We start from the raw sequence: 21,747 nt of genomic DNA, 5'->3' as shown, positions 1-21,747 counted from the left end.
CCGCTGCTCTCATTCAGGCTTTTTGTTGGCTCTGTTAGCAGCATCTGTAAGCTTTTTTGCTCGCTTTTCAAGGCGTTCCTGTTGCTTTACAGGATCATAAGCATGGCGTAGCCACAGCGCTGTGGCGCCGAGAACCAGCGCCGCGGCAATGCCAAAAATGGCAAACGCAGCGCCGCCGGCGACTACAACTGCCGCAATAATCGCGATCATCCAAGGAGCAATCAGGACAATGATCACAAGTAGCGCCAGAAGAATAAGTAGCTGCATAGTTCCATTCCCAAACTGAATCAGGGATAGGATACCCCCACCGCAGAAGGCTCAAGCAGCTTTTCTCCCTGTGAGTGCCTGCCGAAGCTTGTCAGCAACAGCTGAGGCGCTGGGTTTCGGCTTGGCCCCCTGGGCCCTTCCTTTGCCGAAGGGATTGGTCATCTGCGACCACTCAAGCCTGGCATCCAACGCCATGAAGAGCTCGGGTAGCGGCGTTCGCCAGGCCACGTCGGGCTGCCAGCCAAGCCAGCCCGTTGCGATCGAGTACAGCCGGTCAACGTAACTTCCGTCTTCGATGACGCTTACGCCGTCCCGGCCTGATCGTTTCCCAGCTCTTTGCCGCGCGGGTTGTACAACGCGACCAGGTAGGCGTTCAGCTGCGTCGACACATCGAGAACGCCGTGCTGCCAGACTTGCTCTGGCACTGCCTTGGCAGCTTTGTCGTCCAGGCCGGCACCTGCCACCAGAATGGCGGCGCAACCGTCGACGCTGAGCGAGTTGATCGCCTGGGAAGCCCCGCGTAGGCCGCCATAGCGGCTCTCGATTGCCCGCACAGCCTTCAGGGTTGGGGTAAGGGTGAACTCTTCATCACCCAGCTTGACGGTAACGGTGCCGTACAGCGTGTTGTTCATGGATCAAGTCCTGTGAGGCCGGGGCCAAAGCCCTGGGCGCTTATGGGGTGACAGGGGCCGGCAGCAGCTCGAGGATTTCCGAGTTGATGCCAAAGGTGATGTTGCGGCGAACCACGTTGTCAGCGGCGCCGGCCGCAACGGTGTTGTTCATCACCTTCGCACGGTAGTAGAACGTGGTCGGGCTGATTGCCGGGGATGCATCAGGGTCGCCATCGTTGAGGGTTACCTTGATGTTGTAATCGCCCTTGCTGCGATCCTTGTGGGCGGTCTTGACGGCGTTCTGGCCAGCATCACCGTTATCCAGGCCCACGGTCATGGTCATGTCACCGGCGTCGGCCGTGCCCTTGTACTTGCGCACACGGCCGTCCTCGAGCGACGTGAAGGTCACGCTGCTGAAGGTGTCGCCGAACTCGCCGAGGTCTTCGATTTCACCAACACGCACATAGGTGTCGGCCTCGAACTCGGTTTTGGTGGTCGCCCCGGTCTTGCTGCCAATGAAGAGGCGGCAGCCGGCGGCTGTATTGAGGTTGTCTTCTGCGGGCATGGGTGATCCTCCAAAGCCACGTTGGATAGAAGCCGCAGCGCGGCCAGTGGGTGATTCAGTGGGTGGTGATTACACGGACGGTAATCGAGCCCTGGTAGGTGATGCCGTCTGCATCGCGCTGGGCGTCGGCCTGCTCAACTCGAACGGAGACGGCACGACCGACTTCCAGAGGCAGGCGGCGCTCATCCAAGGCGGCGATAACCTCGCCGTTGATACGCTTCACCTCGGCCTGGCCAACGGCATCGGACCAGACCGAGAGGTACAGCAGACGTGTTTCGCGCTTACGGCCAGAGATTGGGCTGCTGTTGACCGATACCTCCCGGTCGATGGACACATACGGCATATCCGCATTCAACGGCGCACCGTCGTAGATGGGGCAATTCACCTCAGCTTGAAGCCTGGCGAAGATGGCCTCCTGCAGGGCTAGCGATGGATCAGCCATTGCCCACCCCTTGGCTTGCCTTGCGGAGCGTACGGCGCACTGCCACTTCGATATCGGCCATCACGTACTCGCGGTTCACGTCCATCGAGGGGCGCAGCCACGGGTGCGCTGGCCTAGCCGGAATATCCGGGTACTTACCGAAGAAGTGCTGACCATCGGACTTGTTCTTGACCGCGCGCTGCCGTATGGCGTTGCGGCGCCCCCTGAGCTGCATCGTGTCGCGGTTCTTGGTATGCACACCGCCTACAGCATTGCGGTCGGCCCTCTGGTAGATCTTGCCCGAATAGCCCTTGGTCCCGTACTCGATGAAGCGCAAGTAAAAGAAGCGTCGGTTATCGCGCTTACCGCGAATGCCGATCTGGGCATCCAAGCCGCTAGGAGCGACATAGATTTTCAGCGCGGCGGCGGCTGCTCCTGTGTCCTTCGGCATCAACTGCTGCTGCGTGGCCAGGACGCGCTCAGCCGCGTTGCGCATGGCCGGCGTCAGCTCGTTGTCCATGGTCTTGTGGATGTTGCGCAGTGTTCGCCGAAGGCGGATATCACCGCGCATCTTCGAGCGGCGAGCCATAAGCTACTCCTTGGCCTGGGCGGCCTTCGCGGGCTTTTCGGTTGCGGCCGGCTGATCTTTGATTTCCACCGCGTAGCCACGGGCGATCAGGCCTTCGCCATATTCCTTCTTCACGTCAAAGATTTCGCCCTTCTCGCGCTCGCCAGACGCACCGGTCAGCGGGCCCAATGCTTGGATTTTCATGATTGACCTCATGGGTTGGGTACCGATGAGCACAGTAGCCGCATCAGTGTGTTCTCATTGTCAGGCAATACAGCCTCGACCCTGTAAGTGATCCCGCGCCGGGTGACACGCCAGCCTGCAGCAATGTCGGCGCGCGGCCTGGCGATGATCTCGGCAGATACGACGGCCTCAAGCTTTTCAGCAATCGGGGCTACCCGACCACTGGGCGTCCGTATTTCTCCCCACATTTCGGGGCGAGCAGCGGGTAGCCACGTCAGCGTGGCGCCCCCGGACTTGTTGCGCTCCTCGTGCGGGAACGTCACCTGAAAACGGTGACGTAGCGGACCGGCTCTCATACGCCCCACCCAATACGGTGAGGGGTCAGGAGCGCCACCGAGCCTTTCGGCAACTCAGTGGCAATGGTCCCGATCACAACGTCCTCACGGTTCGCGTAAAGGTGGCCGAGGATCAGCAAACAGGCAGCGTTGATCTGCTTGTTGCTGACCATGGGAGAGTCGCCAGCCTCGCCGGAAGCGATTGCCTCATCCAGCGCCTGCTGATCGGCATAAAAGCGGCGGTTCAGATAGTCCATCGCCTGCCCTTCCGCCGCCTCGATCAGGAGCTCCAGGTATTCGTCAGCATCGTCGGGGTCCCGGAGATGATGCCGAGCGATGGACATGCTGATAACCGACATCATCTACTCCTTCAGCGGCTCGAGTGACGCCAGCTTCCGCTGCACCAGCTCTTCAGCATGGCGGCGGGGTACCGTGTACGCTGGACCGCCGCGACGACGAAGCTCGCCTTCATCCATGTACGACCGCAACGGATAGATCTGAAGAGTCGCTGGATTAAGGTTTGCCGCAACCTGATCGCCTTCGGCCAACGGATCAGCATCGAGGTCGCTATCAGTTAAATCTGAAGCTACTGGGCTCGCGCCTTCGGAGGCGGCGGCGCCATTAGCGGAGACATCAGCACCGGCACCCTGGCCGGGCTCAATTACATCCACTCCAGAGCCCGCAGTTGCTTGTCCTTCTCGTGTCACTTCGCCTGAGCCTTCCGCTGGACCTAAAGCAGCTGCGGGAACCCCCGCCTCGCCTTGTTCTGGCGCGAGTGCAGCGATAGGTGATGGAGAAGAGCCAGAGCCTTCAGTCTGGCCGGCGCTGGATTCAGTGGCATCGGTCGGGTCTTTCGCCTCAACCGGGGTAGCGGGTGTTTCCTGTTTACGTGCCATCGGAGTACTCCTAAAGGGCGCCATTGCTGACGCCACATTACGGAAGAGTTAAGGCGTGCCGGTCAGCTGGCCGGTCACGAAGGCCTCTTCGCGGTAAATGGCGAAGGCCAGACGCTCTTCAGCACGGATTGTCGCCATGTTCTTCTCGAAGTCGTCGCTGTTCTCGGTCGAGATCAATACTTCGATTTCCATCCGGTCGAAGATCTGCGCGCCGAGCTTGAATGCGCCGACGAGGAAGTCGTCTTGGGTCATGGCCTGGGTAGAAACCACAGGACGATTCCAGAGTTTCGGGTTGGTGCCTTCCTGAGGCTGGCCGATGATGTAGCGGCCTTCCCCGTCCTTGGTCAGCTCAATGGCCGCCCAGTCGATCGGGTTGAGCACGATGCCGTCGGATGGGAACTCGGCCAGTTCGGCCTGCAGCAGCGCCAGGCGCAGACGGTCAATGCGCTGCTCGCCCACTACGGCTACGCCAGCCGGGGCGGCGTAGAGTTGAGCAACGGTCATGAGGCCTTGCAGGTTCACGCCGGTGCCGTTGCCATAAAGCAGCTGAGCTTCTTCTGCCATGTTAAGTCCATAGCGTGCACGACCGTCGATATAGCTCTGGAGGGCCTTGGCATCGTCCAGCATCTGGCGGCTGGCTTTGAACAAATGGGCGATGGTCCGCACGTTCGCAGTGGCCAGGCCGAACGTCAGGTCGGAGTAAGGCTTGGCCGTGGTCTCCGCCACAGTACGGGCGTTGTTGGTGAAGCCGGTTTCGCGGACGTACTCGATGGAGTTCGATTCGGTGGTGCCCGGTGCAACCAGGTCACGGACGGTCAGTCGGCGTTGAGGCGGGGCAATTATCCCTGGCAAGCGCTGAGTCTGCACCAAGTCACCGCCGGTAGCGGTGGTGATGGCCGCGCGCGGCACTGAGACACGACGAGAGCCGCGGAAGGACGAATTCATGTCCTTCATTTCTTCGCTTTCGATCACGAGCGCGCCAACCGACTTCTGGGGCTCGTCCTGATGGTTGCGATCGCGACTGGCGTTCACGAGCTTCTGCTCGGCCTCGCCCAGGCGCGCCTGAAGCTCGCCCTGCTTGGTCAGAAGTTCATCGACCTTGGCGCGGGTTTCGGTATTCATTTCACCGGAGGCCTTGATTTGCTTCTCGGTGGCCTCGGCCTGGCTTTTGATCTGATCGCCGATACCCTTGAGGCTGGCGTTGAGTTCCTTGACTTGGGCTTCAAAGTCCATGGTCACTTTCCTTTCAGAGAATTGAGGATGTTGGTTGCCGCGCTCAGAGAGGCGGAGAGGTCTGGCGCGACAGCGCGAGGCTTATCGGGCGGGGCAGCGTTATGCGTACCCCCGCCGGCAGCGCGAGGCATGCCGGACTTGAAATTGGCGAACAGTTCGCGACGCTCTGAGCGAGTCATGCCACCTTTGGCCAGGGCTACATCCATGGCCTTGAGTGCATTGGCCTGGGCGGCATCTTCGGTTTCGCGCTCGGTTACCTCGGTGGACGACAACAGCCCGGTGGCCAAGCCAAGCTCCACGGCACGCTTTCCACGGATATAGGTTTCGTCGTCCATCAGTTCGGCCATGTCCTCCGCCGACTGCCCGCTGGTCTCGGCATAGAGGTCGGCCATCGCGGCGTCGAACTCCTCCATGTCGTTGGCGATGTCGCGCAAGTAGTTGCGATTTCCGGCAAGCCAGGTCCAGCAGTTGTGGATCATGAGGAAGGCACTGCTGGCCACCTCTCGCTTCTTGCCAGCCAGGAAAACGACCGAGGCAGCGCTGGCCGCCATGCCGAGCACCTTGGTGGTGACCTCATGACTGTGCTCTTGGAGGCGGTTGTATATGGCGATTCCTTCGAACATGTCGCCGCCTGGCGAGTTGATATAGACGGTCACATCGCGCTCACCAATGGCACGCAGTGCGGCATCGATCCGCTTCAGTGTGACGCCCTCGCCGTACCAGTCTTCGCCAATCACGCCGTACACCGTGATGGTGTCCGAAGTGTTTTCAACGGCCGCCTGGATCGCGGGATTCCATTTGTCGAGCGCGCGCGGGCTCATCTCGCTGCGCAGGCCGCGAGACTGGATCTTGTGTTTCATGGATTACTCCCGTGATTTGCTTTCCGGCTCTTGCAGCCAGTTCATCAGTGCGGCCCGGGCGGCCTGACCATCGTTTTGCTTACCAAGCTGGTCCAGTGGCACCAGGTTCGATTGCACGGTCAGTACATCGCCACCAGGCATGCTTGGAAGGTTCTCTTTCCGCCGCCCCTCGTTTCGAGTCAGGTAGCCGTTCTGCCCCATCGTGCTGAGATAGGCCGCACGGCCTGCGCTATCCGCACGCAGGAATGCTTCAAGCGAGTACTCGGCATAGAACTTGATCCGGTCAACAGCCGTCATGCACCACTTGTTCACACACTGCTCAATTGGCGCCGTGAAGGACATGATGCAGTAGGTGAGAAACGCGATCTGCTGCTGCTCCAGTCCTGTGCCCCAGTTGCTTCCCTTGTCGGTCTTCATCACCATCCAAGGAGGGACACCGAACCATCGACAGATCTCCTCGATGCTGTGCCCTCTCGATTCCAGCAACTGTGCGTCGGCGGGGTTGATACCAATCATCTCCGGCTTCACACCCTGCTCAAGCACAGGGCTCTTGCCGGCATTTAACGCCCCGGAAATCGTCTTCACGTACTCACGAAACTCAACGCGCTGGGCTGGGTTGAGCGTCTTGTCCACCGAAAACGCCACCGTGGGCATCATGCCGTTGCGGAAGGTGCTGTTGGCGGCATCGTCTGCAGACATCGCCGAACCGAATACATCCGCGCCGTAGCGAATAGCAGAAAGCCCGACTCGGCCATCCAGGGTAAAGGCTGGGATGTGCAGCATGTCCTGCCGCTGGATCTCTCGGCGGGCTCCCTTTCGGGGCCTGAAGAAATACCTGAGTCGTCCATCGTCGTCGTACTCAAGGTCGACTCTCGATGGCATCAGAAAATCCAGGGCGATGACGCGACCCGCGGAGCGGTGGATCTCGCAATAGGCATTCCCCCACAGCAGCATCGAAGCGACGACGGCCTGCCAGAAGTGGAAGGCGGCCATGTCTTCGTTGGGGCTGGTGTGCACCACGTCGTAAAGCGGAAAGTCCCGAGCGCTCTCGCGACTGCCATCTGGCATGCGCCGGTAGATGCTCAACGGCAAGCCGGCTACCGAGGTCGAGATAATCCGAACGCACGCCCACACGGTGGACAGGCGCATGGCCTTATCGACACTGACTGACTTCCCACTGCTGGACTGAGCGCCGTTGAAGGCACTCCAGAAACCTCCATCCGACAGCTTGATAGTCTTGCCCAGCCATTCACTCATACTGGCTGAAGGCTTGGCAGCAGCAGCCCCCAACGCCTGCGATAGGGTTTTAATCACTGACAAGCCCTCTACGGATGAAGCCAGCGATGCAGAAGAAGCTCAGTGATCCCGCCAGCAAAGCCCAGCCGGTACCAGCCAGCATCCAGACCCCGCCGCATGCCAGGCAGAAAGCGACCACTGCACAGGCGATGAAAATATGAAATGCGTTCATGCGATCAGTGGATCCCGAATGCCTGCCATGAAATTGTCCATTCCGCCCCTACCTTCTGGATTAAGGCTCAGTAGCGAAACGGCGTTGAATGTAGCCATAAGCGGGTCAATTTTTGCGGTGCCCGATGCTTGCTTGGTGATCAAGAAGGCGTTGGCTGAAGGCACGCCCTTGGCATTTCCGCAGGACCAGGCCATGAGCGGCTGACCACAATGGAGCAGCGTGCCCTCGGCCAGCTTGCGTTCCGTCGTTTTGATTGCACCGGTGAGCTTCCAACCTTGCGAGATGCCCACGATCTTGTCTTCCTCAACGCCAGCATCCGCTAGTGCGTCGAGTACTGCCCCGATGCCGGCCGGGTCGAGGCCAACTTTGTCGAGTAGGCCGGTGTCATTGACGCGGGCAACGATGGCCGCAAACTGCTCAACGTCATCACCGATGCGCTCCACAATGGTGATGTCGCCTGCTTTTTCTAGGTCCCTCAACCGTGGCGCTTCTGACTTGCGGCGCTCCAGAACCGAAGGGTGCGCCCAGGCGTGAGCCCAGTGGAACCACCTGCGGCTTCCCGTCTCCCGGCCCATCACGGCAAGACCGAGCAAGTCATCAAGACCGCCGCCGTCACCGCCAACATCAATGACCTCGCACCGCGTGAGGATTTCGTCGAGGCTGAGCCACGCTGAAGCCTGGGCCTCCCAAAACTCTGCCCCGACCCAAGCATCGGACATCAGCGCAAGGCCGATCTCGATGTTGAGGTGCTTGGCCAGGAAGCCGCGCAATTCAGCCTCGCCGTCCAGCTCAGCCTGCATAAACAGGCGCTCAAGCGTAGGTCGGTCGACGGAGTAGTCGATGTTCGGATTGACCAGGTGGAAGTTCTCAGGCTTCCGCGCCTCGCCGCTTTTGATCATCTCTTGAGAGAACTCATAGATGATCGGCAGGAAGCGGTTGTCGTCGATCCGGCCATCACGCACGCCGCGTGCGTAGTTGAGCTTGGAGCGGAACACGCCAGCCGGCGGCTCGTTCGACTGGGTCGTCAACCAGATGATGAAGCCCTCAGGTCGCGACAGCAGACCACCAGTGGCCTCGCGGATCATGTCAGCGGCTTTGGGGTTCTTGCCGAACAGCCAGGCCTCATCGATTAGGACGCCGACCGCCTTCTTGCCGCCAACCACATCGCTATCCGCGGCCACCACCTTCAAGGTGGCGCCGGTCTCACGATGAGTGATCAGCCGCAGGTGCGGCTGGACATGCAGCAGCGCTTTCAGCTCATCGTCATTGTTGACCATGTCCTTGGCCGGGATGAACGAGTTGTCGGCAATCTCCTTGGTCGGCGCCAGGATGATGAACTCAGCCGAAAGACGCCAGTTGCGGATCAGTGCGGTCAGCATGATCCCTGCAGCAATCGTAGATTTACTGTTTTTCTTCGGGATGCACAGCATCACTTCCCGAATCAGACGCTCGCCGGTCTCGCTGTTGTAGCTGCCGAAGATGGCCCCGGCGAACGCCAAGACCCAAGGTGCGCAGGCGGCCTCAATGGTAGGACTGCCCGGGGCATCGACGATCTTCAGCCCCTTGAAAACATCGAGGCCGGCTTCAGCTTCGTCTGGAAACAGCGGCTCAGGGATGATTGATTCGCCCGCAGCCAGGCACCTCCACCAATCCGGGCAGGCTGTTGTCCATTGCATAGGTCAATTCTTCACTACGGAGAGGGGTGGCTTGCCCTGGGAGTACTTGCCTTTGCCGACCTGTTTGGCGGCCTCGGCCTTCTGCTCTTTCTTGCCCTGGTCGGCGACCTTGCCGTGCGAATAGGGCATGAGCGTTTTGGCGGCTTCTAGGCGCATCCGCATGTCGGCGCCTTCGGCGTTCATCAGCTCAGTAAGGAAGGCTCGCGGGTCGTCGGTTTCTGTGAGAGACACCTCGCCGGGCTGCGCGGATTCCGGATGCTCAGCTTTAACTTTTCGCGCAGGTTTAACTTCGGTGCTGGTTGCCTGCTTTTGCTTCAGGCGCCGCCCGACCTCTGCGAGCACGTCGGGGTCCTTGGCTAGCTTGGAGCCCGCTTGCGACGCGGTCTTCTCCGAATATCCGGCAGCAATCGCCGCCTCACGATTTGAGGCCCCCGACAACAAAGCGTCAACAAACCGCCGCTTCTTGTCGGTTAAAGCCATGGTTAACTTTTCCTGAAACGGGAAAAAATGTGTACGTGGGGTCGGTGGCGGTCTAGCTAGATGAGAATCCCTAGCTTTTTACCCCCCTACCCTTTAGAGGCACGTCACTGGCGTGCTTCTAGCTCGCCGCGCCGGGTTTCGGCGATCCGCTGAGGTGTCAGCCACCCAGCCCCGCCGCCTCCTCGGCCTGCTTGACGGAGTCGTGACAAGGCTTGCAGAGACTCTGCCAGTTGGTCTGATCCCAGAAGAGAACCATGTCGCCACGGTGAGCAACGATGTGGTCGACAACCCTCGCGGCAGTTGTACGGCCGTTCCGCTCGCAGTAGACGCACAGCGGGTTGTCACGCAGGTACTGCTCCCGTGCCTTCTGCCATCGGTAATCGTAGCCACGTTGGGAGCTGGTCATGCCGCTCCGCCAGCTGCCAGGTGTGACCACCTTGACCCGCGATCCTGCGCTCTCCTTGATGCGTGAGCCGAGCGTCTTGAGCCTGGCCATCAGCCTTGAGCCTTACGGGACAGGAACAGATCGGAGTAGCCGCGCAGCTTCTCCACACCCATGAAGCCGACAGCACCACCGGCGAAGGTTGCCATGCCCTGAGGCAGTCCCATCCATTCGAGTAGCGGCACCAAGGCCAGGGTAATGAGGCCGCAGAGCGCGCCCTCCAAGATCATCTGCCGACGCGTGCCGCCGCCGTACACCACCCGAAGGGCGGCGATCGCGACCGACAGGCCAGCGGCATACAACTGAGGCTGGTGAGCAAGCACCCAGGCGAGCACAGCGGCCCACAGGCCGGGATCTTTCTCAGGCATATGGGCCATCTCAGTTCCTCCCTTTGCGGGGAGCAGATATGAAAAAGCCCGGCACTAGGCCGGGCTTTGGCGGAAGAGGTCAGTGACTGGTTCAGTCAGCCAAATCCTCGCTGATGATTAGTAGCATCTTGTCCGGCAAAGGCTCGTCTTCTTCCTCAGCTAGATTGAAAGCCTCTTCAGTCGGGTAAACGTACACTGATACATAGCCTCGCTCTTGACTATCAACAAGGAAGCCAGCGTCCGTGAGCCGGTTGGCCTGCGTGCGGTGCAGGCGGTCATCTCGGGTAAACTCCAGAACCCGATCAGCGACCTCCAGCACTTCGTTGATCAAAGGAACAAGGACTTTAGATCGCTTGCCACCAACACCTGAGAACGCAAAGGAGTTCAACGTTTCCTCTCCGTCGTTATCATGCCAAGCAGAGACTTCGCTCGCTTTTGCTTCGACCTTCTTCAGTGCATCAATCAGGTCATCAAAGTTGTACATAACTGGCCTCGCCATCGCTGATGAGGGGCCACTCTATTCAGCAGTGGCGCTCCAGTAAACAAAAAGCCCGACACAATGGCCGGGCTTTCGGTGATCACTCCTCAACACACGCAGGAATGACAGGATGGAGATAATTTCGCTCAGTCGCTCACTGATGTCAACAGGCAATCATGCGGCATCTTTCAGCAGCAGCCCTTCGGCCTCCAGAATCACCCGCACCTCTGCCAGCGCATCGTCGATCATGCCGTCAAGCTTCTCGTTGATCTCTAGCCTCCAGCGCCGGCGGGTGGACTCCGGCGTGGCGTCGAGATCCCAGGTGTTCATGTCGTAGAAACTGTCCGGCAGGATGATCACGTCTTCTTCGAGTGCCTCGATGCGCTTCTTGGCGGCCTTGCCTGCGGCAACCGCAGCATTCACCGTGGCCTCACGACGCCACGGCGACGCATCGAGAGGAATATCCACCGATACAGATTGTGGCGCCTTACGACGCGCACCCTTGAGCTTCGGGATGGCCCACGCGGTCACCGCCTTGTAGATGAAGAGTGTCGGCGCTGGGCTCGCGATGAGTGGCCGGATCAGCGTAATCGCCTGAACCTTGTTCGCCTTGTTGGTGCTGTACTTGGCGACCAGTGCATCCCAGTGCCTGCCCTTGAGCATGTGGTGCAGGCGCGCCGACAGCCAGTAATCGACTTGGGTGCGGTCAATACCGCCCGATCGGCCACCCAGTGACGCCAGGCAGCCGCCCTCCTCCTCTGCCGATTTGTACAGCTTCTGCCAGGCCTGGGCCTTCGCCGATCCCTTCTCGCCCGCCGCCAGAGCGGCAACTACTGCACCCGAAACGCTGCTGTAAACCATGGTCCTTCCCCCTCAATCCCCGGTGTAGTTGGTGCCGCCGGCGCCGCGCCGGTTGCTTCCCTGATATGTCGCCTCTGGCCCGGATGCCCGAGGTTTCTTCAACTGCTCGATCTGTCGGTGCGCAGCCTGTAGCGCCATGCTGAGCTGGGTCACCAGCTGATCCAGGGCCAGGGCCTCGCCAGTTGCAGCCACTACCCAGCCCGAGGCGTTGCAGTGGTCGCATGGCAGTTCGTGAAACAAACCCTTGATTACCGCTCTCCCGCGGCACAAAGGGCACTCTTCCAGCTCGATCACGGCCTTCTTGAAGGCTGGGCCGTGGCTCTTCCTCATGCGTTGGACGCCTTTACCCAGCGCCGCACCGACAGCTCACACCCCATCTTCAAGCAGACCCCGTTAGCCATCCCCCGATGGGTTGCCCGGCGCCCGCAGCCGCAGTTGCAGCGCCGGCGCGACTTCGAATCAACCTGTTCCTGATAGCAGATCTGCCCAGGCAGCCCGCCGATAAAACCCCAACTCTCAATCCCGCCGCGCATTGCCGCCGAGCGGGCCGCTGGAGACATCGTGTTCAAGTCGGGCATGGCTGGCTCTGGCCGCTTTCCAGTCATTTCGAATCCTCGCTTATGGTGGATATCGGAAGTCCGTCGAAACCCGCACGCTCTGCGGCCTGCGATAGAATCCATGAATCTGTCGATCTATCCCCGGTCAAGCCGTGAACCGCCTCGAAACCCTTCTGGTCAAGGTGTGCATGCCACTTCTCCAGGGCCTCGCGCTTGCGGGCCATCACGTCGGACTGGATGTACACCTTCACGTTGTGGCCCATGGCGTGGTTGATCAGCAGCTCACCCACCAGGTGGTCGACGCCCAGATCAGCCCAGCCGGTGCGGGCCAGCTTGCGCAGGTCGTGACTCGTCCACTCACCCCGCCCCATGACGGTGAACACGGCTGATGCTTTGGCCTCGCTCATCGGCTTGCCCTGGCGCCCCGGGAACAGAAACTCGCCGTCGTAACCCTCGTTGCGCTGGATCTCGCGGTAGGCCATCAGCAGGAAGCGCACTTGGTCGGTCAGTGGCAGGCGGTGTTGCACGCTGGTCTTGGTGTGCTCAGCGGGAATGAACCACTCCCGTTCGGCCAGGCTGATGTGGCTCCAGCGGGCCAGGCGGGTTTCGCCCAGTCGGGTGCCGTGGCACAGCATCATCAGGGCCAGCACGCCATGCTGGGGGCGGTTCGCCAGAGTGCTCTTAATGCGGGCCAGCAGGTCTTCGAGGTGCACACCACGCAGGCGCGATGGCTTGACCGTGACCTTGGCCTTGGAGAAGTCACCAAAGCGGATGCCGGCCATAGGGTTGGAGCTGATCAGGCCCAACTTGAACGCCTGGCGGAACGACAGGGCCAGCAACTGGAAGACCAACCGCACGTAGTCGATCGACAGCGACTCCTGCAGCGGCCACATCAGCTCCCGGTCGAGCAGCGCCTTGTCGATCTGGGCCAGCGGGATCTGTCCGAGGCGCGGCACCAAGTGCTGTTTGATCGCCGACGCGGCCGTGCTCTTGCGCTTGCCCGACAGATTTCGGTCCCGGGACATTCGTTCAGCGAACCAGGCCAGCAGTTCGCCGGTCAGCACCCAACTCGACAGGCTCGCCCCCTCACCCGCCTCCAGGCGCAGGCGGATATCCGGCAGCGCAGCGGCCACCTTGGCAGCGCTCAGCTCAGGGTAGGAACCGATCAGGTTCCACTTGCCCTTGTGGATCAGGTACCAGGACCCTCGCTCACGGGAACGGTGGAACCGGAAGTACAGGCCGTGGTTACCCAGGGCGCGCAGGTCACGCACCTGGCCGGCGGCTTGCCGGCGAATCTCTGCATCGCTGATTTTCACAGCGGCGGTATTGGTCATGCTGCAACCTCCGTTTTTGGCAGGGCCAGGTACGCCCTCAGGCACTCCATGGCGTCGAAATGCCCCCGGCACACAACGGCCAGGTAGCCTTGTTCGTTCAGTCGGCCGATGCAGGCCTGCTGCTCGAGGGATACCGCCGCAGGTTTCACAGTGGCCTTGAATTCAATGAATAGGCCGAAGTACCCGCCTCGCGCCATGGTCAGCTGCAGGTCAGGAATGCCAGCCTTGGTGCCCTGGGCCTTGAGCCGTCCCGCCTCAGCTTTGCCCCGGTAGCCCCCGTTTGGGGTGTGATGCAGGTTCGCGAACACCTCGGGATAGCGCAGCTTGATCTCCGCTATCAGGGCGGCCTGCTCCAGCCCCTCGCGGTCAATGCGCTTGGCTCTCGGCTTCTTGGCCTTGAACGGGCGAAGGGCGGGAGCACTCATGCGACCAGCACACCCTCGTTGATCAGCAGCGCCTGGGTGCGCATCACACCCTCGGCGTGGTAGTGGCGCGCGGTGTCGCGATCCACGACCCGGCTTCGGCCGTCACAGGCGTCGTGACACGCACTGCAGGACCAGGCGCCTTGCATGTCGTGCGGCTTCTTGCCCACGCCGCAGGTGCCGGCCAAGCGGTAGTGCGCAAGGACGGTGGTTTCGGGGTTACCATTGCACACACCCGGGATGCGAACCTGGCACTCCCGACCGCGTGCGGCCTTGGTCAGTTTTGTTTGGCGCACGGGACGCCTCCTTGCAGGTTGATTGATCAGCGCCCCACCAAGCGGGCGCGCATGGCTGCCAGGGCAGAATTTCCGACTTGCGGAGTGCGGCGCGAGGCAACCTCCGCAGGAAGTGCCAGCGGCATCTTCTGCAGCGGCTCACCGGCCATAAGCCGCCGAACTGCGATGGTGTAGTTGCGCTCGAACAGCTTGGAACTGGCATCTTCGGGCAGCTTGTTCAGGTTCTCGAAGCCACACTCCTTGGCGGCGTGCCACACCGCGTCGTGGCTCCACTTGCCCTGCCCAGCCATGGCTGGGTGAGCATTGCGGCACGCTTCGCGGAACGCAGCGCCAAACGCTGGAAGGCCGAGCATTTCGGGGGATGGCTGGCACCACTCGATGAACTTCCCGGGAGCCGGGATGAACTCGCGCCCAGACTGGCGGCAGCGCATCAGGCCAAACTGGAGTTGCTCAGGAGTGTTGATTCCCGCCTCAAGGAAGGCCGACAGCCACTGCTGCTTGGCGGCCTTGTAGGTGTCCGCGTCCGGCCACGCCTGCTTCCAGGCGCTGAAAATCGTGCGCAGGTCGCGGAACAGGTCGTTGATCACCGCAGCGGTTTTGCGGTTGAGCTCGGCCTTCACGTCGGCGGGAATCGAGTGCTCGGCCGGGATGTACTGACCCGATTGCACTTTCGCCCACAGGCCATGAGTCACGACGGATACCTGATTCACTGGCCTTCCCTCCCGTTGATCCATGAGGTGTCGTCATCATCAAAGTTGCTGGATTGCGAAGTGCCTGGGCGGGCAGCGGGCACTCGCGCAGCCCTGGCCAAGTCCGATTTCACCCAGTTGACCAGGGCCGCCAGCCATTGCTTTTCCGTCTGAGCGAGACCCTTGGCATCGTGGTGGAGCACAAAGCCCGAGATGGCTTCGTCCGAAAAGTGATCCAGCGTCAGGCCTGCCCGGAGGGCATAAGCCCGCAATTGGTCTTGATTAGGGGTCCACTCGAGCGACATTTCGAACGGCTCGCGCAGAGAGTGAGTAGATTGGTTAATTGGCGTATTGGGTGCAGCTGCTGCACCCCGTTCTGCATTTTCCTGCACCCCGTTCTGTCGTGAGCTGCACCCCGTGCGTTTTCCTGCACCCCGTTCTGTCCGGGGTGCAGCAGATGCACCCCGCTTCATCTGCAGGTCGTAAACAACCGGGCGGCGGTCACGACGATCAATGTACGCAGCAGCAATCGCCTGGTTGCCTTCGGCGATCCACCCAGCAAGCACCAATTCGTCCAGCTTGAGGCGCACGGTACGCTCGGACAGACCGGTGTCTTCGGACAGTGTTGCGGCAGAAGGAAACGCACCTCGGCCATCGCTGCCGGCGTAGTTGGCCAGGCAGAGTAGGACGTGACGCGCCGCAGGGTTCTCCAGGGAGGACTTCGGAATGGCCAGAGCCCAGGTCATGGCTTGTACACTCACGGCGTCACCTCACAAGCCATGAGCTGCGGGCGCTGCATTAGGGAGGCATAATTTTCCGAAGCAAGAAAAGGTGAGGACTCACATGCTAGGATTTCCGCGCTGCCAAGCACTTCAATCCATTTCAAGGAGTCCTCATGAGTCAAGGTGATGTTGAACACAGAACACAGGTACCGGTATACCGTAATCCCCCACCGGAGCCGGCCCCGGCTCCCAGTCAGGTGAATTAAGACATGAGCTATTGCCGCACTCATTACGAAGCAGGCCTGGATATTGATTACGCGATTGAACTCAACAATCGCCATATCAAGCTTTACAGGCACCTGAAATGGTTCTTCAGCTTCATCTTTCTGGTCAGCGGAACGGCTGTTTTCAGTAAGGCAGGCGACTTTCAGGGGTACGGTGCTTGGGTTGGTGCGGCAATAGCCATTACCGCGATCATTGATCACCTTCTGGCACCTGGCGACAAAATAGCCAAGCACGTTGAAATGAAAAGACGTTGGGGAGATCTCAGAGCTGAAAAGGACAACCTCACACTGGAAGAGCTCGACAAGCGAATGAGCGTTTTGTACGGCGAGGATCTTCACATCATCAGTGCTCTGCAAAAGCCAAGCTACAACGCGAATCTCCGGCGACATGGCCGAGAGAGCCATTTGCGAAAACTGAATGCATGGGAATGGCTTGTGTCCGTATTGGCTTGAAGGCGTTTGGCCCTGATGCTCGCCAACAGCTGACGCAACAGGAGTAGTATTGCTAGCATCGATTGCGGAGTGCATAATCGACCTCGATGTTTGTTGTAGAGAAGCCGCCCTGCCAGGCGGTTTTTTTTCGCCTGCGATTCAGGTACTGGATGGATCATCAGGTGTTTCGGTCATCTACTGGCGCAAGGCCAGGCAGATGAAAATGTGCTCACGGTCACGCTGCTGCGTCAGCACTCCCGGCCTTTAGCGCACCCTTCGTGATCCGCTCGATCTGGTACTGGCGCAGCTCAGGCACATCTGCCCACTGACGGACCGCCTCGTAGGTCACGCCAAGCGCCTTTGCGAGCGCCGTTGTTGACCCGAAATGTTTGATTGCCTGGCTTTTGGTCATGGCGACCTCCTTTGCTCGTCCTAACATTCAAGCATGCTTGCATATTCAAAACAAGCATGCTTGACAAGCAACCTTGTAGATTGCGCACATGAAGACCACAGACCGAATCACTAAGCTCGTGCTGGCTCGGCGCCCTGAATTGGGCGTGCGCAACGTCAAGCGAGATATCGCCAACACCTGCGGCATCAGCTACGAGGCTGTACGCCAGTGGTTCGCTGGCGACACCGAAAACATCAAAAACGAGAACCTTGTGGCTCTCGCCGAGGGCTACGACACTTCTGTCGACTGGCTTCTGTCAGGAAAAGGCGAACCTCCCCGCAAAAGCGAAGCCAAGGCAGTTGCGGCAAAGGACTCTGGCGGCAGCAGCTCAGCAGCAGATGCTGTTAGAAAAATGCTTGAGAAGCACGGCAAGGGGCTAAGCTCAGAAGCACGGCAAAGCATCGTTCGCGCGGTCGAAGAAGACCCTGCTGGAGACAAAAGCAGTGGTTTCATCATTGCTACAGCCCAACCGGCCGACGGCGACATCTCAATCCCCCAGTACGACATCCGGGCAGCCATGGGTCACGGCCAGGTGCCAGCCGAGTACAGCGAAGTCATCAGGAATGTGGTCATCCGAGAAGAGGTGCTGCGCGAGAAAGGTGTGACCTACACCGCTGCCCCAGCCCTAGCGATGATCACGGGTTGGGGACAGAGCATGGAAGGAACGATTAACGATAAAGACCCCGTCATTGTAGACCGCGGTGTTAACGACTATGTCGGCGAAGGTGTGTATGTCGTCACATGGCATGGGGACTTATTGATTAAACGGCTCCAGCGGAGAGACGAAGATCATTTATGGCTCATCTCAGATAACCGCAATTATGAAAAACAATCCGCAAGAATAGAAGATATTACAATTCACGCCAAAGTCATACTTGTGTGGAACGCAAAAAAACTTTAACTAAATTTGCATAAAAAGCTAGGGTCGCTATGGACAGTCGTAAACTTGCATACTCTCTGAAGATGCGTGCCAACATTTTCCACACACGCGCAATTGTTGCAAAGTATTCTAAAAAACCTCCACGCGATTGGGAAGGCTTGGAACTAAAAATAGCTGAGGATGCAAAAAATGATGACGATCTCAATGACGAACTGTCCTCCTACCTCAAATCAGAGCTGGAAAACAATTACAAAATTGTAAGCCTATATCAGTTGACGACCGCTCAAGCAAAGTCATTTAAAATGCTCTTTTCAACGCTTGGGCCTCAAAAGAAAATTGCTTACCCTGTGGTGCAGTCAGGCTCGCAGTTGACCAGTCTCTCGCAACGTTTTGCACTTGCTCATACTGAGTCTAACGCAACCCATAGTACGATTGTACTTACAAGACGACGCACGTTCACATTACGAAAAAAAATTGACAAGGCATCTTTGGGGAAAGATGGACAAGCAATTTTCTCGACATTCGATGAGGTTTTTGGCGTAGCAGACTATCACTGGCAGACTTTTGACGTTATTCGCCTGAATCATAAAACCAACCAGCTAGAGTTGCGCGCAGATTACACGCGCTCAGAAAGCAGCTACCAAAATAGCAAACAAATTGATCGATCAATCGGCGAACTACTGGGCTGGATTACATATGGCTGTGGCCAGCTTAAGATTACGTTTGGCCAGACCACGCCAATTAATCTGTTTCCGGCCATTTCACACTTCACCTTTGCTGCAGACGGGTTGATCAGCAAACTGAACTTCATGACACCCCAAGGTTCCGTGAAGCAAGACACTATGAAGCGCGGAGAAGACCTAAGAAGCGAACTTTTCTACAAAAATGGATTGGCTGCTGTAGGAGGGAACATTGTCCCCTTTGACATTTCTGTCATTTGGCATAACGTGAATATATTTGGTGCAGGTCAGGAAGTCGAACTAACCATACCCAGCAGGCTCGCCGTGGCTAGCACTGGCAGTTCCGCAATTCAAACCTATGCTATACTGCGGTTTTGCAGCACCGATGAAGATACTCGTCTCTTGATCGACAAGCTGAATGGAGCCGTCTGAGATGAAATTAAAGCCTGATCTTGTCGAGCGAATCCAAAGAGAATTAGGCTTTTTTGGACTTGAAAAGTGCGCACTTAGCATTATCGAGTTTATCGGGAGAAGCCCTGCCCAAGGCTTCTTCTACATCTCACTGTCTGACATCATTAAGTCGACAAATTCGTGCTCAGAAAGTGACGCCGAGAAAGTAGTAAACTACCTAGCGACTACTACCCCTCCTACACTCATTCAGACTTATTGCTTCCTTGATGACGACGCTATCTTTCATGAGCTAAACAGCGAAGCTCTGATTACTTACCAAGAAACAAGAAAACTTTATCACCCGTCATCTGGCAAACTCCTGAAAAGTGACAACGCGCATATTTTTCTGCTGTATAAAACCGAATCCGGCCTGGTGCGTGCCTCATGACAAATTTGACCGCCACCGACAACGTGACTAAGCATTTTGATTCGGATGACTATCTTGACAACAATGCAACGTCTTTTTTCGCACTTAAATCTTACGATGATTTTGTTAATGTCACTGAAAAAACACTTCAAAAAACACTAAGTCTAATGGAGGCAAACCCGAAATTCCTTCAACTTTCAGAAGATGAAATCACGAATATGCTATGCGTTTCTTTGAGAATGGCAGGCATAAATGCTGAGCATGACTCAATGGAAGGCGGGCATGCGGATATTGTTGTCAAAAACCTCAGACACAAATGGTTGGCTGAGGCCAAGATAAAAGATGATACCTATCAGTATTCGTGGCTTTGGGACGGATTCATGCAGCTAACGGAGCGATATGCTACCAACACCGCCGGATCCAATAAGGCTGGTTTTGTTATATACATAAAACAACCAAACTCAAAGAGAGTCATGGAGCGCTGGCAACAGCATATGGCGAATGCGCCCGGCTATAAATTTGAGTTTGGTGATTCTCCGCACCCCCACTCTTTCATCAGTACCCATACGCATACAAGATTTGGCGACAATTGCCACGTCACTCACTTTGCACTGAGCGCCTATTTCAATCCAGTGAAGTAATAAGGAACAACCCGCTTCGGCGGGCTGTTTACGTCAAAAGGCAGATCATCCTGCGGCATCAATCAGAACCACATCCTCTCCGCTATCGATCACTTGATCGTCATCCGTCGGTGCATTCCATTGCAGGATCACAGATCCGTCATCACAGAACGTCATGTCCAGGCCGTCTGTCTCTGAAAGCACCTCCATGATCGCCCCCCAATCATGGTCGCTGTCCGTGTCCAGTTGATGGATCAGAACCTTCCTGCCGAACTGCGCCAGCGGTGAGTTGATCATCGATGAAACCCTCAGCCCTAAGCGCTCCAATCCGGTGAGCTCGTCCCTGCGTGCGAAATTTTCCTGCGCTGACATCAGAAGCCTCCTTCTACCTGTATGCATGTACAGTATTTCAAAATTGCACAAGCGTGCTTGCATTCAAAGTGCAAGCATGCTTTTATTGATGCAAGTTCGCTTGCATTTGCAATCGAGCCAGGCAGCTCCGGCAGCCACTGCTCTTTACACAACAAGACGTGACCACCTCGACGCACCCAGGCCATTACCTGGGTCGGGACAAGCTAAGTCGTCGACCACGCAGCCTCTGGATAGCTGCCGGACTCCCCCATGGGAGGACGCCAAACCATGCGAGCCACCTGATGCGTAGCCAGTAGCTGCAGCAGGCAGAGGTGGGGAAACCCGGCGACGAGCATGGAGCGGATCAAAAACCATAGGAGGAACCTGCCAATGAAGCATTAAGCCCAGCCGACAAACCGGGTCGGCAATCCGCGCATACGTGCCCTACTCAGCCGGCCAACGGGCTGCACTCAAGCGCGGAGCAACATGATCCCCAGCGACCACCGCCGTATTCAGATTGAAGGCGATGCGAGGGAAGCCCAAGGCCAACGCAATGAGCAGCAGAGCTGCCATCTGAGGCGGTGACGCCAGACGATTCCCCGGTGCGCCTCAAGTGGGGCGCATCAGGGGGAATCCACTGGGAGAAATAGCGTGAACAAAGAAGAGATCTACGACAGCCGAATTAGCCCGCTGATGCTGCAGATCATCGAGTTCTGCAAGACAGAAGGCATCGCAATGATCGCCAGCTTTGATATTGGCCATGAGGGAGAGGGGCCGAACGGCGAAGACTGCACAGGCCTGGTTTGCTCAAGCCTGACCCCAGACGGAAAAGGCAATCCCAATCCGACATTCCAGAAGGCATTCAGCTTGATCAAGTGCGGCCGTTACGCATCTCCATCGCTTCACATTGCCACCGAGCACGCCGACGGCACCAGGACACTGGCAGCAATAATCTGATTCCCTGGACAGCCGGAAAGACGGCCCGATCCACCTGGTTCCCCATCACCAGGCTGCATCGGTCGTGGCGTTCTCCCTCCCCTGGTCCGGGAGGTAGCGGCAGCGAGCGTCACGACCAATACAGCCCACCGAGGACACTTCATGGAAACGATCACTTGCGGCTCATGGATTGGCCAGCTCGGCAAGACGCTGGCTCCCCGTGAGCTCGAAGCACTGTTGTGGGTGGCCCAAGGCCTCACCACCAAAGAAATCGCCCGCCAGATGGCGGTAAGCCCCGGTACCGTGGCCAACCGCATCGAGAACGCGCTTTTTAAGCTGGAAGCCGGCCGCCGCATCGAGGCGGTCACCAAGGCAATGCGGCAGCAGATCATCAGCCCGCTGTGCATCGCCCTTGCCGGCCTCATCGCCATGCACGCGGTGGTCAACGACAGCGACCCCATGCGCCGCGACCGCCGCGCGCCGGAACGCCGCACCGCCCAAGTTCGAATCGTTCGCAAGGCCGAGGCCTTCGAGCTCCACGCCTGACCCACCCGAGGATCACCC

General features: G+C 58.4%; 34 protein-coding genes. 7 read left to right on the top strand and 27 right to left on the bottom strand.

From position 1 onward, the window contains the following. Positions 1 to 9: 9 nt before the first annotated feature. The 25 genes from AC2T3R_RS12365 to AC2T3R_RS12245 form a co-directional block, all read right to left on the bottom strand. On the bottom strand, positions 10 to 267 hold the full coding sequence (locus AC2T3R_RS12365; protein ID WP_392545610.1) for a hypothetical protein: 258 nt from the start codon (positions 265 to 267) through the stop codon (positions 10 to 12). Between the two features lie 302 nt (positions 268 to 569). Next, a complete protein-coding gene (locus tag AC2T3R_RS12360) occupies positions 570 to 899 on the bottom strand; it encodes a hypothetical protein (RefSeq protein ID WP_486745201.1) in 330 nt (109 codons plus the stop codon). Positions 900 to 939: 40 nt separating this feature from the next. Continuing rightward, positions 940 to 1,443: a hypothetical protein gene (locus AC2T3R_RS12355; protein ID WP_172285192.1), complete on the bottom strand. Its 504-nt coding sequence runs from the start codon at positions 1,441 to 1,443 to the stop codon at positions 940 to 942. Positions 1,444 to 1,498: 55 nt separating this feature from the next. Next, entirely contained in the window at positions 1,499 to 1,885 is a 387-nt protein-coding gene (locus tag AC2T3R_RS12350) for a DUF3168 domain-containing protein (protein WP_108078273.1), read from the bottom strand. Beyond that, complete coding sequence (locus AC2T3R_RS12345) at positions 1,878 to 2,453, bottom strand: hypothetical protein (protein ID WP_076402807.1); 576 nt, start codon at positions 2,451 to 2,453, stop codon at positions 1,878 to 1,880. Before AC2T3R_RS12345 ends, AC2T3R_RS12350 begins: the two co-directional genes overlap by 8 nt. Positions 2,454 to 2,456: 3 nt before the next feature. Next, a complete protein-coding gene (locus AC2T3R_RS12340; RefSeq protein WP_014591177.1) occupies positions 2,457 to 2,636 on the bottom strand; it encodes a hypothetical protein in 180 nt (59 codons plus the stop codon). 8 nt (positions 2,637 to 2,644) lie between these two features. Next, the gene (locus AC2T3R_RS12335; protein WP_392545606.1) at positions 2,645 to 2,971 is read right to left on the bottom strand and encodes a head-tail adaptor protein; all 327 of its coding nucleotides are present in this window, start codon (positions 2,969 to 2,971) and stop codon (positions 2,645 to 2,647) included. Continuing rightward, complete coding sequence (locus tag AC2T3R_RS12330; protein ID WP_088512191.1) at positions 2,968 to 3,309, bottom strand: head-tail connector protein; 342 nt, start codon at positions 3,307 to 3,309, stop codon at positions 2,968 to 2,970. Before AC2T3R_RS12330 ends, AC2T3R_RS12335 begins: the two co-directional genes overlap by 4 nt. A gap of 3 nt (positions 3,310 to 3,312) precedes the next feature. Then, the gene (locus AC2T3R_RS12325; protein WP_486745200.1) at positions 3,313 to 3,846 is read right to left on the bottom strand and encodes a hypothetical protein; all 534 of its coding nucleotides are present in this window, start codon (positions 3,844 to 3,846) and stop codon (positions 3,313 to 3,315) included. A gap of 48 nt (positions 3,847 to 3,894) precedes the next feature. Further along, positions 3,895 to 5,079 carry a phage major capsid protein gene (locus AC2T3R_RS12320; RefSeq protein ID WP_486745199.1) on the bottom strand — a complete coding sequence of 395 codons (1,185 nt, stop codon included), beginning with the start codon at positions 5,077 to 5,079 and terminating at the stop codon, positions 3,895 to 3,897. Positions 5,080 to 5,081: 2 nt separating this feature from the next. Next, the gene (locus tag AC2T3R_RS12315) at positions 5,082 to 5,939 is read right to left on the bottom strand and encodes a head maturation protease, ClpP-related (RefSeq protein ID WP_486745198.1); all 858 of its coding nucleotides are present in this window, start codon (positions 5,937 to 5,939) and stop codon (positions 5,082 to 5,084) included. A gap of 3 nt (positions 5,940 to 5,942) precedes the next feature. Continuing rightward, positions 5,943 to 7,253 (bottom strand): phage portal protein, encoded by a 1,311-nt coding sequence (locus AC2T3R_RS12310; RefSeq protein WP_486745197.1) that lies wholly within the window; start codon positions 7,251 to 7,253, stop codon positions 5,943 to 5,945. Further along, positions 7,246 to 7,407 (bottom strand): hypothetical protein, encoded by a 162-nt coding sequence (locus tag AC2T3R_RS12305; protein ID WP_096426472.1) that lies wholly within the window; start codon positions 7,405 to 7,407, stop codon positions 7,246 to 7,248. Before AC2T3R_RS12305 ends, AC2T3R_RS12310 begins: the two co-directional genes overlap by 8 nt. Continuing rightward, on the bottom strand, positions 7,404 to 9,083 hold the full coding sequence (locus tag AC2T3R_RS12300; RefSeq protein ID WP_414814174.1) for a terminase large subunit: 1,680 nt from the start codon (positions 9,081 to 9,083) through the stop codon (positions 7,404 to 7,406). Before AC2T3R_RS12300 ends, AC2T3R_RS12305 begins: the two co-directional genes overlap by 4 nt. A 3-nt stretch (positions 9,084 to 9,086) precedes the next feature. Further along, positions 9,087 to 9,563: a terminase small subunit gene (locus AC2T3R_RS12295; RefSeq protein WP_486745196.1), complete on the bottom strand. Its 477-nt coding sequence runs from the start codon at positions 9,561 to 9,563 to the stop codon at positions 9,087 to 9,089. A gap of 157 nt (positions 9,564 to 9,720) precedes the next feature. After that, on the bottom strand, positions 9,721 to 10,059 hold the full coding sequence (locus AC2T3R_RS12290; protein WP_486745195.1) for an HNH endonuclease: 339 nt from the start codon (positions 10,057 to 10,059) through the stop codon (positions 9,721 to 9,723). After that, entirely contained in the window at positions 10,059 to 10,382 is a 324-nt protein-coding gene (locus AC2T3R_RS12285; protein WP_486745194.1) for a phage holin, lambda family, read from the bottom strand. The genes AC2T3R_RS12290 and AC2T3R_RS12285 overlap by 1 nt, the downstream gene beginning before the upstream one ends. Before the next feature lie 82 nt (positions 10,383 to 10,464). Next, a complete protein-coding gene (locus AC2T3R_RS12280) occupies positions 10,465 to 10,857 on the bottom strand; it encodes a hypothetical protein (protein ID WP_486745193.1) in 393 nt (130 codons plus the stop codon). Positions 10,858 to 11,025: 168 nt separating this feature from the next. After that, positions 11,026 to 11,712: a hypothetical protein gene (locus tag AC2T3R_RS12275; protein ID WP_486745192.1), complete on the bottom strand. Its 687-nt coding sequence runs from the start codon at positions 11,710 to 11,712 to the stop codon at positions 11,026 to 11,028. A gap of 12 nt (positions 11,713 to 11,724) precedes the next feature. Further along, positions 11,725 to 12,042 (bottom strand): hypothetical protein, encoded by a 318-nt coding sequence (locus AC2T3R_RS12270; protein WP_486745191.1) that lies wholly within the window; start codon positions 12,040 to 12,042, stop codon positions 11,725 to 11,727. Positions 12,043 to 12,313: 271 nt separating this feature from the next. After that, positions 12,314 to 13,603: a tyrosine-type recombinase/integrase gene (locus AC2T3R_RS12265; RefSeq protein WP_486745190.1), complete on the bottom strand. Its 1,290-nt coding sequence runs from the start codon at positions 13,601 to 13,603 to the stop codon at positions 12,314 to 12,316. Next, entirely contained in the window at positions 13,600 to 14,028 is a 429-nt protein-coding gene (locus AC2T3R_RS12260; protein ID WP_486745189.1) for a VRR-NUC domain-containing protein, read from the bottom strand. The genes AC2T3R_RS12265 and AC2T3R_RS12260 overlap by 4 nt, the downstream gene beginning before the upstream one ends. Further along, positions 14,025 to 14,321, bottom strand: coding sequence for a DUF1364 domain-containing protein (locus AC2T3R_RS12255; RefSeq protein WP_207869541.1), 297 nt, complete (start codon positions 14,319 to 14,321; stop codon positions 14,025 to 14,027). The genes AC2T3R_RS12260 and AC2T3R_RS12255 overlap by 4 nt, the downstream gene beginning before the upstream one ends. Positions 14,322 to 14,347: 26 nt before the next feature. Beyond that, positions 14,348 to 15,031 (bottom strand): replication protein P, encoded by a 684-nt coding sequence (locus AC2T3R_RS12250; RefSeq protein WP_486745188.1) that lies wholly within the window; start codon positions 15,029 to 15,031, stop codon positions 14,348 to 14,350. Continuing rightward, positions 15,028 to 15,756, bottom strand: coding sequence for a DnaT-like ssDNA-binding domain-containing protein (locus tag AC2T3R_RS12245; protein WP_486745282.1), 729 nt, complete (start codon positions 15,754 to 15,756; stop codon positions 15,028 to 15,030). Before AC2T3R_RS12245 ends, AC2T3R_RS12250 begins: the two co-directional genes overlap by 4 nt. Before the next feature lie 245 nt (positions 15,757 to 16,001). On the opposite strand from AC2T3R_RS12245, the gene AC2T3R_RS12240 reads away from it, so the two are divergent. Further along, on the top strand, positions 16,002 to 16,469 hold the full coding sequence (locus tag AC2T3R_RS12240) for a hypothetical protein (protein ID WP_069942522.1): 468 nt from the start codon (positions 16,002 to 16,004) through the stop codon (positions 16,467 to 16,469). A gap of 214 nt (positions 16,470 to 16,683) precedes the next feature. Here the strand turns inward: AC2T3R_RS12240 and AC2T3R_RS12235 are convergent, their stop codons facing one another. Then, complete coding sequence (locus tag AC2T3R_RS12235) at positions 16,684 to 16,860, bottom strand: Cro/CI family transcriptional regulator (protein WP_486745187.1); 177 nt, start codon at positions 16,858 to 16,860, stop codon at positions 16,684 to 16,686. Positions 16,861 to 16,948: 88 nt separating this feature from the next. On the opposite strand from AC2T3R_RS12235, the gene AC2T3R_RS12230 reads away from it, so the two are divergent. Genes AC2T3R_RS12230 through AC2T3R_RS12215 form a run of 4 tightly spaced genes read left to right on the top strand, consistent with a single transcriptional unit; the run spans position 16,949 to position 19,917 of the window. Further along, the gene (locus AC2T3R_RS12230; RefSeq protein ID WP_486745186.1) at positions 16,949 to 17,800 is read left to right on the top strand and encodes a S24 family peptidase; all 852 of its coding nucleotides are present in this window, start codon (positions 16,949 to 16,951) and stop codon (positions 17,798 to 17,800) included. Positions 17,801 to 17,829: 29 nt separating this feature from the next. Then, complete coding sequence (locus AC2T3R_RS12225) at positions 17,830 to 18,891, top strand: hypothetical protein (protein WP_486745185.1); 1,062 nt, start codon at positions 17,830 to 17,832, stop codon at positions 18,889 to 18,891. 1 nt (position 18,892) lies between these two features. Then, positions 18,893 to 19,297, top strand: a complete 405-nt coding sequence (locus AC2T3R_RS12220) for a hypothetical protein (protein ID WP_486745184.1) — start codon at positions 18,893 to 18,895, stop codon at positions 19,295 to 19,297. Next, positions 19,294 to 19,917, top strand: a complete 624-nt coding sequence (locus tag AC2T3R_RS12215; protein WP_486745183.1) for a hypothetical protein — start codon at positions 19,294 to 19,296, stop codon at positions 19,915 to 19,917. The genes AC2T3R_RS12220 and AC2T3R_RS12215 overlap by 4 nt, the downstream gene beginning before the upstream one ends. Positions 19,918 to 19,962: 45 nt before the next feature. Here the strand turns inward: AC2T3R_RS12215 and AC2T3R_RS12210 are convergent, their stop codons facing one another. Then, positions 19,963 to 20,268, bottom strand: a complete 306-nt coding sequence (locus AC2T3R_RS12210; protein ID WP_486745182.1) for a DUF1654 domain-containing protein — start codon at positions 20,266 to 20,268, stop codon at positions 19,963 to 19,965. A gap of 630 nt (positions 20,269 to 20,898) precedes the next feature. Between AC2T3R_RS12210 and AC2T3R_RS12205 the strand changes: the two genes are divergently transcribed. Both AC2T3R_RS12205 and AC2T3R_RS12200 read left to right on the top strand, forming a co-directional pair. Beyond that, on the top strand, positions 20,899 to 21,204 hold the full coding sequence (locus AC2T3R_RS12205) for a hypothetical protein (RefSeq protein WP_486745181.1): 306 nt from the start codon (positions 20,899 to 20,901) through the stop codon (positions 21,202 to 21,204). 141 nt (positions 21,205 to 21,345) lie between these two features. Next, positions 21,346 to 21,729, top strand: a complete 384-nt coding sequence (locus tag AC2T3R_RS12200) for a response regulator transcription factor (protein ID WP_486745180.1) — start codon at positions 21,346 to 21,348, stop codon at positions 21,727 to 21,729. Positions 21,730 to 21,747: the final 18 nt, after the last annotated feature.

This window comes from Pseudomonas sp. PVC-5-1, assembly GCF_057444345.1.
This window is presented reverse-complemented; position numbering and strand designations above follow the sequence as displayed.

Bases quoted from the DNA above. Each gene is read 5' to 3' on its own strand.
- AC2T3R_RS12365 (WP_392545610.1), bottom strand. From the start codon at position 267: ATGCAGCTACTTATTCTTCTGGCGCTACTTGTGATCATTGTCCTGATT.
- AC2T3R_RS12360 (WP_486745201.1), bottom strand. From the start codon at position 899: ATGAACAACACGCTGTACGGCACCGTTACCGTCAAGCTGGGTGATGAA.
- AC2T3R_RS12355 (WP_172285192.1), bottom strand. From the start codon at position 1,443: ATGCCCGCAGAAGACAACCTCAATACAGCCGCCGGCTGCCGCCTCTTC.
- AC2T3R_RS12350 (WP_108078273.1), bottom strand. From the start codon at position 1,885: ATGGCTGATCCATCGCTAGCCCTGCAGGAGGCCATCTTCGCCAGGCTT.
- AC2T3R_RS12345 (WP_076402807.1), bottom strand. From the start codon at position 2,453: ATGGCTCGCCGCTCGAAGATGCGCGGTGATATCCGCCTTCGGCGAACA.
- AC2T3R_RS12340 (WP_014591177.1), bottom strand. From the start codon at position 2,636: ATGAAAATCCAAGCATTGGGCCCGCTGACCGGTGCGTCTGGCGAGCGC.
- AC2T3R_RS12335 (WP_392545606.1), bottom strand. From the start codon at position 2,971: ATGAGAGCCGGTCCGCTACGTCACCGTTTTCAGGTGACGTTCCCGCAC.
- AC2T3R_RS12330 (WP_088512191.1), bottom strand. From the start codon at position 3,309: ATGTCGGTTATCAGCATGTCCATCGCTCGGCATCATCTCCGGGACCCC.
- AC2T3R_RS12325 (WP_486745200.1), bottom strand. From the start codon at position 3,846: ATGGCACGTAAACAGGAAACACCCGCTACCCCGGTTGAGGCGAAAGAC.
- AC2T3R_RS12320 (WP_486745199.1), bottom strand. From the start codon at position 5,079: ATGGACTTTGAAGCCCAAGTCAAGGAACTCAACGCCAGCCTCAAGGGT.
- AC2T3R_RS12315 (WP_486745198.1), bottom strand. From the start codon at position 5,939: ATGAAACACAAGATCCAGTCTCGCGGCCTGCGCAGCGAGATGAGCCCG.
- AC2T3R_RS12305 (WP_096426472.1), bottom strand. From the start codon at position 7,407: ATGAACGCATTTCATATTTTCATCGCCTGTGCAGTGGTCGCTTTCTGC.
- AC2T3R_RS12300 (WP_414814174.1), bottom strand. From the start codon at position 9,083: ATGCAATGGACAACAGCCTGCCCGGATTGGTGGAGGTGCCTGGCTGCG.
- AC2T3R_RS12295 (WP_486745196.1), bottom strand. From the start codon at position 9,563: ATGGCTTTAACCGACAAGAAGCGGCGGTTTGTTGACGCTTTGTTGTCG.
- AC2T3R_RS12290 (WP_486745195.1), bottom strand. From the start codon at position 10,059: ATGGCCAGGCTCAAGACGCTCGGCTCACGCATCAAGGAGAGCGCAGGA.
- AC2T3R_RS12285 (WP_486745194.1), bottom strand. From the start codon at position 10,382: ATGGCCCATATGCCTGAGAAAGATCCCGGCCTGTGGGCCGCTGTGCTC.
- AC2T3R_RS12280 (WP_486745193.1), bottom strand. From the start codon at position 10,857: ATGTACAACTTTGATGACCTGATTGATGCACTGAAGAAGGTCGAAGCA.
- AC2T3R_RS12275 (WP_486745192.1), bottom strand. From the start codon at position 11,712: ATGGTTTACAGCAGCGTTTCGGGTGCAGTAGTTGCCGCTCTGGCGGCG.
- AC2T3R_RS12270 (WP_486745191.1), bottom strand. From the start codon at position 12,042: ATGAGGAAGAGCCACGGCCCAGCCTTCAAGAAGGCCGTGATCGAGCTG.
- AC2T3R_RS12265 (WP_486745190.1), bottom strand. From the start codon at position 13,603: ATGACCAATACCGCCGCTGTGAAAATCAGCGATGCAGAGATTCGCCGG.
- AC2T3R_RS12260 (WP_486745189.1), bottom strand. From the start codon at position 14,028: ATGAGTGCTCCCGCCCTTCGCCCGTTCAAGGCCAAGAAGCCGAGAGCC.
- AC2T3R_RS12245 (WP_486745282.1), bottom strand. From the start codon at position 15,756: ATGACCTGGGCTCTGGCCATTCCGAAGTCCTCCCTGGAGAACCCTGCG.
- AC2T3R_RS12240 (WP_069942522.1), top strand. From the start codon at position 16,002: ATGAGCTATTGCCGCACTCATTACGAAGCAGGCCTGGATATTGATTAC.
- AC2T3R_RS12235 (WP_486745187.1), bottom strand. From the start codon at position 16,860: ATGACCAAAAGCCAGGCAATCAAACATTTCGGGTCAACAACGGCGCTC.
- AC2T3R_RS12230 (WP_486745186.1), top strand. From the start codon at position 16,949: ATGAAGACCACAGACCGAATCACTAAGCTCGTGCTGGCTCGGCGCCCT.
- AC2T3R_RS12225 (WP_486745185.1), top strand. From the start codon at position 17,830: ATGGACAGTCGTAAACTTGCATACTCTCTGAAGATGCGTGCCAACATT.
- AC2T3R_RS12220 (WP_486745184.1), top strand. From the start codon at position 18,893: ATGAAATTAAAGCCTGATCTTGTCGAGCGAATCCAAAGAGAATTAGGC.
- AC2T3R_RS12215 (WP_486745183.1), top strand. From the start codon at position 19,294: ATGACAAATTTGACCGCCACCGACAACGTGACTAAGCATTTTGATTCG.
- AC2T3R_RS12210 (WP_486745182.1), bottom strand. From the start codon at position 20,268: ATGTCAGCGCAGGAAAATTTCGCACGCAGGGACGAGCTCACCGGATTG.
- AC2T3R_RS12200 (WP_486745180.1), top strand. From the start codon at position 21,346: ATGGAAACGATCACTTGCGGCTCATGGATTGGCCAGCTCGGCAAGACG.